Below are 12,436 nucleotides of genomic sequence, written 5' to 3'. Positions count from 1 at the left end.
CGTCAAAGCCTTGTCCTTGCTAAATTCTATCACTTGTCAATCGAGCTGTGCAACTCCATAAAAAATCTGCTATACTATTAAAATTGAAAGCCAGTGAATCGAGGGTTTATAACATGAAAGAAAAATATTTGGGGGTCCATGTTTCACCCCTGTCATATGAAGGTATAATAGAAGATTTAGAGGGACGCATGGCGCACGGCAGACAGTCGACGATCATTGCGGTCAATCCTGAAAAAGTGATGGCGGCTCAGCGTGACGAACAAGTCAAAAAGCTGATCAACTCGTCCACTTACCAAATTGCAGACGGCATCGGCATTCTGCTGGCGGCCCGTCTGAAAGGCGGCAACATCAATTCACGCGTCACCGGTGTCGATATGATGGCGAACCTGCTGAAATTTGCGGAAGAACAGGGCCATCCGGTTTATTTCTACGGTGCCAAGGAAGAAGTCGTCACCAAAGCGATTTCCAATATCCGCGCGACGCATCCCGCCATCCCGATTGCCGGCTATACGAACGGCTATCACAAAGACGAAGACGCACTCGTCCGGAAAATCCGTGACAGCGGTGCGCGAATCATTTTTGTGGCACTCGGCAGTCCGAAACAGGAACTGTGGATTCAACGGAACATGTCCAAGCTGCCGAACGTCCTTGTATTCCAGGGAGTGGGCGGCAGTTTTGATGTATTCTCCGGCACCGTCAAACGTGCGCCGGAACTGTTCCGCAAATATGGCATCGAATGGCTGTACCGTCTGTTGTCCAGCCCATCCCGTTTCAAGCGGCAATTGAACTTGCCGATCTTTTTGATGAAAGTAATGCGATCACGCTAAAGGAGATAAGTCTAAAATGAAGAAATCCATCTGTGTTGTCGGCCTCGGCTATATCGGCTTGCCGACAGCCGTCATGTTTGCCAACCACGGACACAAAGTACACGGTGTCGATATCAATGAAAAAGCGGTCAAAATGATTCGCAACAAAGAATTGCACATTGAAGAACACGGTTTGGAAGAGCGGCTTCAGCTGGCAGTGGATGCCGGATCGTTGACGGCGGATACGGAACCGGTGGAAGCGGACGTCTTCATCATCGCTGTGCCGTCACCGATCAAAGAAGACAAAACCGCGGAACTCGAGTATGTGCGCCAGGCAACAGCCAACGTCGTGCCGTATTTGAAAAAAGGCAACCTGGTCATTCTGGAATCGACCGTTCCGCCGAAAACGGTGGAAAACGTCATGATTCCGGAACTCGTTAAATCCGGCCTTGAAATCGGTACGGAATTATTCGTGTCCCACTCACCGGAACGCGTCATTCCCGGCAAAGTATTCCGTGAGCTGGTGTCGAACGACCGTATCATCGGCGGCATCAACGAAGAATCTTCCCGCATGACAACCGAACTGTACCAATCCTTCGTCGAAGGCACCATGCACGAAACCGATGCCACAACTGCAGAGCTCGTCAAAGTGATGGAAAATACATACCGCGACGTCAACATCGCGTTCGCCAACGAACTGGCGATGATTGCACAGAACATCGGTGTCAACATCTGGGAAGCCATCAAACTGGCCAACTATCACCCGCGCGTCAACATTCACACGCCGGGACCGGGCGTCGGCGGCCACTGCATCGCAGTCGATCCCTGGTTCCTCGTCGAACTCGACCCGGAGAAAGCAAAAATGATTCATCTGGCACGCCGCACAAACGACGGCATGCCATCCTATACAGCCCAATTGACAGCGGACATCCTCGCTGCCAAAGGCATCAAAGAACCGAAAATCGCTGTACTCGGCCTGGCATTCAAAGGCAACATCGACGACATGCGCGAAAGCCCGTCCGTCGAAGTCGTCAACCAGTTCCGCGTGCGCAACATGAACATCACAGCGTACGATCCGCATATCAAAGAAAACAACCTGCCGGAACAGACGCAAAACTTCGAGCAGGCCACAAACGAAGCCTCGGCGCTCGTCATCCTGACCGAGCACAAGGCGTTCAAAGAAATCGATCCAACGACCTTGACCAACCTGGCCAATAAAATCGTCATCGATGCCAAAAACAGCATCGACCGCGCCAAGTGGGAGCAAGCAGGCTTTGATGTCTACGTACTCGGAGATTCGAAGAACTAAAAAGTAGATATTCCGCAAAACAGCTCCGCTTTCCTGCGGGCTTGCGCCGAACTAACTCGGGCTGGGCGCCCGAGTGGATTTCGGCACTTCGCTATCCCGCTGGAGTCTCCGCTGTTTTGCTCCATATCTTTTATAAAAGTAGTGAGAAAGAGGTCTGCTCTTTCGTTTACTTCTACTAAATTCCCACTTGTGAATTTCCAATTGATACCAAAAGAAAGAGCGAAAGGCGGCGACTCCTGCGGGAGCGACATGAGCTGAAGACCCCGCAGGAGCGCAGCGACGAGGAGGCTGAAGCCGTGCCCGCGGAAAGCGTCCGCCTGGAGCGATTTCTTGTTTGGAAGAGAAATATTTTACTGTAAATGCAACTGACACAGGAGGCGGTACTGATGAAAAAAGTGAGAAAAGCGATCATCCCGGCAGCGGGGCTTGGGACACGTTTCTTGCCGGCCACCAAAGCGATGCCGAAGGAGATGCTGCCGATCGTCGACAAGCCGACGATTCAGTACATCGTCGAAGAAGCGGTCGAATCCGGCATCGAAGACATCATCATCGTCACCGGCAAAGACAAACGGGCAATCGAAGATCACTTCGACTCGGCACATCTGCTGGAATCCCGCCTGCTGGAATCCGAGAAATTCGAATTGCTGAACGCGGTACAGCTGCCGAGCAAGGTGGATATTCATTACATCCGTCAAAAATCACCGCTCGGCCTTGGTCACGCGGTATGGACTGCGCGCAAATTCATCGGCGACGAACCGTTTGCCGTGCTGCTCGGGGATGACATCATCCAATCCGAAAAGCCGGGCCTCAAGCAATTGATGGAACAATACGAAGCCACGCAGTCATCGATCATCGGTGTCATGGAAGTGCCGGAAGCGGAAACGTACCGGTACGGCATCATCGATCCGTCGGAACAGAACGGAAAATTATACAAAGCCAACAGATTCGTCGAGAAGCCGAGAGCCGGCACAGCACCGTCCAATTTGGCGATCATCGGCCGCTATATTTTCAACCCGGAAATCTTTGGTTTTCTCGATCAGATGAAAATCGGAGCGGGCGGCGAAATTCAGCTGACGGATGCCATCGAACAATTGAATGCCGTCCAGAATGTTTACGGTTATGAATTCAATGGTGACCGCTACGATGTCGGGGAAAAGCTCGGCTTTGTGGAAACGACGCTGGAATTCGCGTTGCAGCGTCCGGATCTTCACGACGATTTGATCAAATTCATGAAGAAAAAGCTCGAACAATACAGTTGATCAGGGGAAAGGAAGGATATAGTTGAACATTCTGCTCGTATCGAATATGTATCCTTCTCAGGCATTTCCAAGCTACGGCGTTTTTGTCCAGAACACGGAAGCCATTTTGAAAGACGAAGGATTCACCGTGGACAAGGCGGTGCTCAGGAAAAAGACCGGCAAGCTGAAAAAAGCGCTGGGCTATGCTGGGCATTATGCCAATATTGTCCGCAAAGGCCTGTCCGGCAAGCACGATGCCATTTATGTCCATTACGCGGCACATAATGCATTTCCGCTGCTGCTGCTGAAAAAACTCAAGCCTTCGGTCCGCATCGTCACCAATGTCCATGGCAGTGACGTCGTTCCGGAAGTGGCTTCGCAGGAAAAATTCCAGCCCTACGTTAAACGGCTGCTGAAAAAATCCACATTGATCATTACACCTTCACATTATTACGAACGGCTCGTCCAGGAAAAATACCAGGCGGCAACACCCATCCGCATTTTTCCTTCGGGAGGAGTCAATTCAGAAGTATTTTACCCGAATAGAGAACAAAATCCGCAGTACATGAAGCATTACCAGCTAGACCCGGCCTACCGTTATTTCGGCTATGTCGGCCGGATGGACGTCGGCAAAGGATGGGACCATTTATTACAGGCGTTTGCACTTTTTTTAGCAGCCCATCCCGAGGAAAAAGACCGGACACGGCTGATCATGGTGGGGTCGGGCAAAGACGATGACGCATTTTTTGCGATGAAGTCACAGCTCGGCCTGGATGATTCCGTCATCCATTTTCCGCTCATGAAACACAAAGACCTGGCCGCCATCTATAACCTGGTTGAGTTGTTCATCTTCCCGACCACCCGAAAAGGCGAGAGCCTCGGTTTGGTGGGTCTTGAAGCGATGGCTTGCGGAACGCCGATCCTGGCCAGCCGCATCGGCGGGATTCTCGATTACGTGGAAGAAAACGAAAATGGCTGGTTGACAGAACCCGGCAACCCCGAAGATTTGGCCCGTGGAATGGCCGAGTACACGGCGCTGTCGGATCAGCAGAAACAACAAGTGGGACAAGCCGCTTATCAAACCGCGCAACAATACGACCAAAAAAAGATTCAATCGAAGCTGTCATCGATTTTTCATGAACTTCGGTTAACAAAATGAAAGAGGATTTTCAACTATGAATTATAAAAAAATTCTACTGCTGCTGGTGGCATTTTTAATGTTGCAGCCCATCATTGATATATTGACGACGGCTTCCATCTTTTTGGTCGATACGAACCTGACCGTCGGCGTGCTGATCCGTGCGGCTTATATGCTGGCGCTGCTGGCGTTTTTGTTGTGGGTGGCAAGGAAAAGCAAAATCAGCCGTATTTTCACTGTCTATTTAATCGGCCTGGCCGTATTGATTGGCATAAATATCGTCATCAACTACCAAGTGAAAGATCCGTATTATCTTTTCCAGGAATTGAAGTTTTTCAATAAGGTCATTTATTTTCATATCGTCTTATTGGGCTTGATGGTGGTGTATAAAGAGTTGAAAGCACGCAATTTCGACATTTCCACCAAAACGACCAAGTATTTCTGGATTTCGGGTATGGTGATCGGGATCATCTTCATCATCGCGCAACTCACGGGCACCAGTCTCTCCAACTACTCCTACAATAAAACCGGCTTTACCGGCTGGTTCTATGCAGGCAATGAAATCGGCGCCATTATGGCAATCATCCTGCCGATCATGGCTCTGTACGGGGTGGAAAAGACCGACTCATGGAAAAAGCCGTGGGCATGGATTCCGTTTTTGCTGCTGTCGATCGGCATGCTGGCGCTCGGAACCAAAGTGGGCTACGGCGGTATCCTGATCGTCCTGCTGTCCGTATTTATCGGCAGCCTGATCATGCTGATGATGAAAAAACGCACACCGACCGTGCGCGCCAATCTGCTGGTGTCGTTTACGCTGACGGCCTTGCTGATTATCGTCACACCGTTTACGCCGGTATTCGGCAATATGTTCGCGCATATTGAAAACCTGGGCATCAATTTCGGAGAACCGGCAGAACGTCCGGGAGACGAAGTGCCGCAGGAAGGCGAAGAAGGATACGTGGAAGAACCGACGGGCATCACCAACGAGCAGATGCAGAACCTGGTGTTTAGCTCACGTGAAGTGTACGCGGAACACATGCAGGACGATTTCAACAGCTCGCCTCTAGTGCAGCAGTTGTTCGGCATGGGCTTTGCGGGGAATTACGAAGAACCGCAGCCGGGCAAAGCACCGACGATGATCGAAATGGATTTCCATGACTGGTTCTACTCATTCGGCTGGATCGGTTTCCTGTATTTGATGCTGCCGTTTGTGTGGTTTGCCGGCAAGTACTTGATCCACTTCGTCCGCAACCTGAAAACGCATTTTACGTATTTCTATATTCTCTACGGTGTCGCGTTCCTGTTGGGTGTCGGCATTGCCTACACAGCAGGTCACGTATTGACAGCACCGGCCGTATCCATTTACCTGGCAGCGATTTTGGCGATGCTGACAGTGAAGGAGAACCTGATACCCATAAACAACACACAATCCGCATCAGACAGCTGATGCGGATTGTTTTTTTGTATGTGGGCGAAGGTCGATATTGCACAAAAAGAAGAGTAATTCCGAAGAATCAAAGTTTATAAAAGCTCTGACATGAAAGAGGAGGAGATAAGCCGCTTCGGACGCTTTGTGGATGCCTCTCGCCATGAGCCAGGCGATGGTGCCGCCAGTCTCATAGCTTCGGCTACCACGTAGACGCGCCGGCGCTGGTAATACTTTTTGAAAGAAGGAACACAATAAAGTTCGCACTTTATCACTGGTCACCATCTAGAAATCTCCGGTGATGCTCGTTTTTCTCTCTAAATTTAAGGACAGCTCCTTTTGCCAGCTCTTTTCCGGAAGCAAAATCACGCGCGTCTTTGCGGTGCTTAACCAGAGCATCAATTTGCGCTTCTTCCAGTTCTTCATCCATCAAGTCCAAATAATCCAGAATGGCTTGAAAGACTTCTGGTTCGATGAGAACACCGGCCGTATCATTTCGATCCAACACTTCGAGAACTCCCGCTTGTTTGAGTTTTTCACGCCAAGTTGCTGAACACCCCAGTTGAGTTAATCCGACTTGCGTTCCCATTTGGAAATCGTGACGTACTTTCTCAAAGCTTCGCAGCAGTTCCATTCTTTGCCGAATAGACTCTTGCTTTTCTTTTTTTCTGGTCATGTTGCCATCACCTTTCAATCGGTCATCTTTACTGCTAGTATACCGCCATATCGGTATAGTTACACATCCTTAGTGACCGACTCGATTGCTCCTCAAATTAAAGGGCGCAACGATATTTAAAACACCATGTGGTACGAATTCTTGAATTGCTGCTGAAGAGTAACTTACAGTAACCTCCCACTTGCAAAGAATTATCCCTAGCGAAGGCGCGTTCACGGGGTAGCTGAAGCGATAAGACTGGCACGCACAGCGTGACTGGCTTATCGCGGGAAGCATCCCCAAAGCGCCAAGCGGATAAGAAAGTGACTTTCAATTAAAAGATCAATTTATAACGCAAAAAAACACCCCAGCAACAGTCACATAAAAAATGTGAACTGCCACTGGGGCGTTTTTTTATCTACTTTCTATTCGCCGGAAGCCGGTGACTCTTTATAACGCTGTCGCGTGCGGCGCGTCCACCACGGTCTGACAATCATGTGCACAAAGCCGCCGGTTCCCAGGAACAGGAACGGCAGGAGCGGCTGGTTGTAGCGCGGATAGGCGAGATACAGGTTGTTCATCACCGTGAAATACAGAATGAACAAACTGATGAAGAAAAATTCACGCCGCGTCCCTTTGTTGAAAGCGAACACCAGCAGAAACGATACGAGCGATGTCCAGAACAGCACACGGAAAATGATTTTCATTTCCTCGATGCTGACACCAAACACTTCAATCCAATAGAACGGATCTTCCCACTGAATCCGCAGTTTCGATGTCGTATAGGTTTGGATAAACCAGTCGGGATTGTGCTCCCACATCGTCTGGATGCGCTCTTTCGCCACTTCCATCTGGTACTGGTTTTGCTCGTAACGTGTGGAATCCGGATATTCTTCTTCAATAGACAGCACGACTTCAGCCATCGGCGGCCCGTATTTATAGCCGTGCCCCTGGTAAGTGCCAAGAAGTGTTGGATTGCCGGCGCCGCCTGACAGCGGAATGAACGCGTCATACGCCACGTAGTTGCGGAACCACCAGGGCCCCATGACGACAAGCAGCAGAATCACCGCGATGCCGAACTGCTTCAAGCCCAGTTTGAATGAATACTTTTTGAGCATCAGGTAAATGAGCAGGAAGAATGGGAACAGTGCCACCGTCGGACGGAAGTAAAGCATGAACAGATACAGGCCGATGACCCAGAAGAAATCCTTCATGGAATGCGTATCGGCGAGCCGCATTGAGAAGTAAACGAAAAAGATGAACGCGGCGGTCGTCGGTGATTCAGTCGCGATCAGGTTGTCGGTCACGACCATCGGCAAGTACAAAGCGGTGATCAATGCCGCAATCGAGCCGGCAACCGGGCTGAAAAGGCGTTCGCCGATTTTGTAGATGCCGGCAATGCTCAGACAGCCGATTAGGATCATAACAACTTTCGCGGCAGCAAGACCAAACGTGCCGGTACCGAAGATGAAAAAGACAGCGGCCACAAGCATCGGCAAGCCGGGCATAATGTGAACGGTCGGCTCTTCATGATTGACGTAAACCAGTTCGCCTTCCGCCAACAAATGTTTGGCGCTGTCGATATAGAAATAATCATCGCTGTTCAGCGACAGGCCGGGACCATAAAAAAACAAGACAGCTAAACGGATGATCAATCCGATGGCCAGTGGAACCCACAGCCAGGGATTTAATTTTTTCAGTTTCGTGAACATGATGCCCTCCTAAAATATATACTCTCCTATTATAAAGCAAAATACCTCGTATGATGAGCAATCTTTTGCCGGAAATGCAAACTTGCAGAAGCGGAGATGCAGCTTTCACTTCTTTGCATAACTATTCCCTGAAAAAGGAAAAACAAGATAGATGTATATGGAAATTATTTCTTGTTGTAGCATGTCATACGAAATGACATAATGGTAATTAATGAAAATTCGATAAAATAATCTTGTAATATTTGTGATAATATTAGCCTACATAAAAGTAGAAAATTCAGATAAATTATTATACTGTCATACGAATGGATTATTTTTGCAAATTAGTGTAATTTTTTGGACATATTTGCTGTTTTTTAGTTGAATTCTGGATATTCTTTGATAAACTAAGATAGAGTTTAATTAACGGGTCGACTGATTCCGAGTACTCAATATTTCTACATACATCTTATAGGCTTATCTCATAAAAAATTGGAATATTGAGGAAAGAAAAGGTTTTACCAGTATAATTAAATTAAAAGGGTCTCGACTCTACAACTCTTCAAATCTACACCAAAACAGGGAGGAATTACACTAATGGCTTATCAACCAAAGTCTTACAAAAAATTTGTTGCTACGGCAGCAACAGCTACACTCGTAGCATCTGCAGTCGCTCCATCGGCATTAGCTGACGAAGTATCAACAGCGGCATTCACGGACGTTGCATCTCAATATGAAACAGCAGTTGAGTACGTTGTAAGTAACAACATCGCAAAAGGTTTCTCTGACACTCAGTTTGGTGTTAACGCACAAATCAAACGTGGTGACGCAGCGGTCATGATCGCTCAAGCGGCTGGTCTGATGAACGAAGACGCACCGGTTTCTGGATTCTCAGATGTTCCGGAACGTGGCCAATTAGCGGTTAACTCGTTGAAAGCAGCTGGCGTGGTAAACGGTAAATCAGCTACTGAATTCGATTTCCACAGCCCGATCACTCGCGGTGAAGCAGCACTTATGCTTTCAAGAGCTTATGAGTTGACTGCTGAAACAGCAGACATTCCTTTCACTGACGTAATCGGAACTCGTTACGACGATGCAGTTGCTGCATTGGTTGAAAACGAAGTGACTGACGGAATCAGCGCTACTCAGTTCGGTACTTACCAGAACATCAAACGCGGTGACTTCGCTCGCTTCCTTTATCGTCTAGCTGAGGAAGATACAGAGGCACCTAAATTGTCTTACGATGGCGACAAAACAATTGAAGTTGCTTTTGGTTCTGACTTCGTATTCCCTGTAATCGTTGCTGAAGACAATGTAGACGAAAATCTTACAGTTGATTCAGTTATCGAAAACGGAGCTGGAGAAGAAGTAGATGAAATCGACACAGAAGTTCCTGGAACTTACACAATCACTTTCTCTGCAACTGACGCAGCAGGAAATGTTTCTGAAGATCTAGTTTTTACTGTGGTTGTTAACGAAGAAGATGTATTCGGAATTCAATCAGTTGAATACGCAGACGCTGACACAGTGGTTGTAACTTTCACTAACGGTGAAACATTCACAATCGAACTTGACGAAGATCTTGTAGACGGCGAAAACGAAGTAACATTCGAATTCGACGGTAATGAATACACAGTAACAGTAGATTTCGATGAAGTAGCATACGCTGAAGAAGTGGCTGAAAACTTCATCGCTGAACTTCCAGCATTGGAAGATCTTACGCTTGAAGATGCAGAAGCAATCGCGAATGTACGCGAACTTGTTGACATCGCTCTAGACCTTAACGAAGAAGCAGAAATCGAAGGATTGGATGCATTTGTTGAGTTGGAAGAAGCTCTAGCAGCATTGCAATATGAAACAAACTTTGAAGCAGCTCTTGAAGCAGCTCTAGCAGCAATCGCTGACCTTCCAGAAGACATCACTTTGGAGTCAATCGATGCACTTGACGCAGCTCGCGAAGCAGCTGACGCAGTATACGCACTTGATGCAGATGCAGAAATCGGAACAATCACTGTTCTTGACGATGCTGAAGATGAGTACGCTGATTTAGTAGTAGCAGTTGCTAATGTAACAGACGTTTCAACTTCTTCTTTCCAAATTACACTTAATACAGCTATCAAAGGCTTGGTTGCTGACGACTTCGACGTAACGCTTGTTACAGGTTCAGGCGATGATGAAGAATCTGAAGCTCTTGACTTTGAAGTATCTTCAAACGCAGCAGGTACTGTTTACACGTTCTCTCACGCTGACCTTGCGGGTGAACAAGGAACAATCAATGTAGATTTCTGGGAAACAGATCTTGGTGAATTCCCAATTAACTACACTGCAACAGCACTTCAAGCGGCAATTACTGCAATTAACACTGGAACTGTAACTCTTGATGAGCTTCAAGCTCCTGTCTTGAACCTGCAAAACGTAAACCCTGAGTTTGTTTCTTTCTATCAGACAGAAATCGGTGAGAGCTTCACTAATACAGTCGAATTGATTCAAGCAGCTATCGACCGTGCGAATGTTGAAGAAGTAGAAAACGCTCTAGAAGCTTTAAATGATGCTGATGTTTCTGAGGATGAAACTGCATTGACTGCAGCAGAATTCTTGGCTGCATTAACTGATAACAGAATCGCATTTGGTTTAGATGCTGACGAAGTTATCTCAGGAAACGCTAATGCTTACCTAGCAGCATACTTGGAGCTAGTTGAAGAAGATGAAGATTTCGAGTTTACTTCAGCACAAGAAGTTGCTGAGTTTGTTCTAGCTGTAAATGCTGATGCACTTGAAGGTCTTGTGACAGATGTAAATGCAGCAACTGGTCAAGATGATTTGTTAGATGCTTTTGAAGCAATTAACATTGAAAATGTAATTGAAGGAACTGTAGGCGGAGTGGAATTCCCATTTGAGTATTTCTTGGCAATCCAATCTGCAAACCCTTCTACAATAGCTGAAGTTCAAGAGGTTGTTGAAGCTGTCAATCTTGAGGAAGTAACTGCAGCAGTAGCTGAAACAGTTGCTGTACCAACAGTTGAAAATCTTGGAGATGCTCGTGCAATCATCGCAGCACTTCTTGAGGTAGGAGTCGAAGCTGAAGTAGTTTCTGGCTTTACTGAAGAGTTAGATGCTTTAGAAGAACTAGTAGCTGTAAATACAGCAGTTCAAGCAGATGAATTCGCAGGATTGCAAACTGCATTGACTAATACAGACCTTGGGCTTGAAGGTGTCATTACTACATCTGATGCTTTAACAGCTTATCAAACTGCTTTGGAAAATATTTTGGAATCGGATGAAGATTTCGTATTTTCATCAGTAACAGAAATTCAGGAACTTATTAATGAAGTAAACCTTACTTTCATCGAAGCAGTGAATACAGCTGTAGCAGATGCAGATGAAGGGGAAGAAGCTTCCGATTTCTTTACTGCTTTAGCTGCTGAAGCATTGAACTTGACTGGTGAAAATTCTGAGAACACTGGTGCATACTATGCACAATACGAATTGTTACTTGAAGCTGATGAAGACTTTGAATTTGCTACAGTACAAGAAATCCAAAGTTTCGTAACGGAAGTAAATCAATTAGTAGCTGTAAACGCTGAAGATTCTTCTGTATTGCTTCAAGTAGCTATAGATAACGACGTTACAACATATCAAAACTTGACAGGAGATCAGCGTACTGAAGTTGCTGAACTAGTAATTGATGCAACTCCTGAAGGTGGATTCTCTACCCTCGCTGAAGTTATCGAAGCAATTGAAGAACAAACTTCATCATATGTAACTTTGCTTGCTAATGTAAATAATGCAGATGAGATTGTAGAAGTTGATGCAGCATTAGAAGCATTGGAGATTCCAGAATACGATGCACTACCGGCTGGAGAGCAGCTAGATGTAGCAGAAGCTATCCTAGCAATTGAGGGTGACTTTGCTACTATTGATGCAGTTGAGACAGCGGTCTTAACTGAAACTGTAGAAGCTATAGCAACACTTATTGCAGAACTTCCAGAAGCAGGTACTGTAACTTTGGCTGATGCAGCAGAAATTGAAGCGGCACGTGATGCGTATGATGCTTTGACAGATGCTCAGCAAGAACTAGTGGACGACACGGTGTTAGTTACCCTTGAAATGGAACTAGCTGATTTACAAGCTCTTGAAGCAGCACTTGCAGCAATTCTTGCGGGAGAAGCTGAA

At 46.9% G+C, this 12,436-nt stretch carries 8 protein-coding genes; 6 read left to right on the top strand and 2 right to left on the bottom strand.

The features are described 5' to 3' along the window. The first annotated feature begins 113 nt into the window (after nt 1-113). From EEX84_RS04865 to EEX84_RS04840, 5 genes are all read left to right on the top strand, one after another. Complete coding sequence (locus EEX84_RS04865; protein ID WP_123164486.1) at nt 114-827, top strand: WecB/TagA/CpsF family glycosyltransferase; 714 nt, start codon at nt 114-116, stop codon at nt 825-827. A 16-nt stretch (nt 828-843) separates the two neighbouring features. Further along, nucleotides 844-2,115, top strand: coding sequence for a nucleotide sugar dehydrogenase (locus EEX84_RS04860; protein WP_123164485.1), 1,272 nt, complete (start codon nt 844-846; stop codon nt 2,113-2,115). A gap of 386 nt (nt 2,116-2,501) precedes the next feature. Further along, nucleotides 2,502-3,374: a UTP--glucose-1-phosphate uridylyltransferase GalU gene (gene galU, locus EEX84_RS04850; protein WP_123164483.1), complete on the top strand. Its 873-nt coding sequence runs from the start codon at nt 2,502-2,504 to the stop codon at nt 3,372-3,374. Nucleotides 3,375-3,396: 22 nt separating this feature from the next. Then, complete coding sequence (locus tag EEX84_RS04845; RefSeq protein WP_123164482.1) at nt 3,397-4,512, top strand: glycosyltransferase; 1,116 nt, start codon at nt 3,397-3,399, stop codon at nt 4,510-4,512. 16 nt (nt 4,513-4,528) lie between these two features. Next, complete coding sequence (locus EEX84_RS04840; RefSeq protein ID WP_123164481.1) at nt 4,529-5,938, top strand: O-antigen ligase family protein; 1,410 nt, start codon at nt 4,529-4,531, stop codon at nt 5,936-5,938. Between the two features lie 250 nt (nt 5,939-6,188). Here the strand turns inward: EEX84_RS04840 and EEX84_RS04830 are convergent, their stop codons facing one another. Both EEX84_RS04830 and EEX84_RS04825 read right to left on the bottom strand, forming a co-directional pair. Continuing rightward, nucleotides 6,189-6,593: a hypothetical protein gene (locus EEX84_RS04830; protein WP_123164479.1), complete on the bottom strand. Its 405-nt coding sequence runs from the start codon at nt 6,591-6,593 to the stop codon at nt 6,189-6,191. A gap of 404 nt (nt 6,594-6,997) precedes the next feature. After that, nucleotides 6,998-8,284 carry an ArnT family glycosyltransferase gene (locus EEX84_RS04825; protein WP_123164478.1) on the bottom strand — a complete coding sequence of 429 codons (1,287 nt, stop codon included), beginning with the start codon at nt 8,282-8,284 and terminating at the stop codon, nt 6,998-7,000. Between the two features lie 576 nt (nt 8,285-8,860). On the opposite strand from EEX84_RS04825, the gene EEX84_RS04820 reads away from it, so the two are divergent. Next, the coding region (locus EEX84_RS04820) for an S-layer homology domain-containing protein (protein ID WP_192892920.1) at nt 8,861-12,436 on the top strand (3,576 nt) is incomplete at its 3' end.

This window comes from Planococcus salinus, from assembly GCF_003719725.1.
GTDB classification, from domain to species: Bacteria; Bacillota; Bacilli; order Bacillales_A; family Planococcaceae; genus Planococcus; species Planococcus salinus.
Note: the sequence above shows the minus strand (reverse complement) of the source record. Positions and strands in the feature narration are given on the sequence as shown.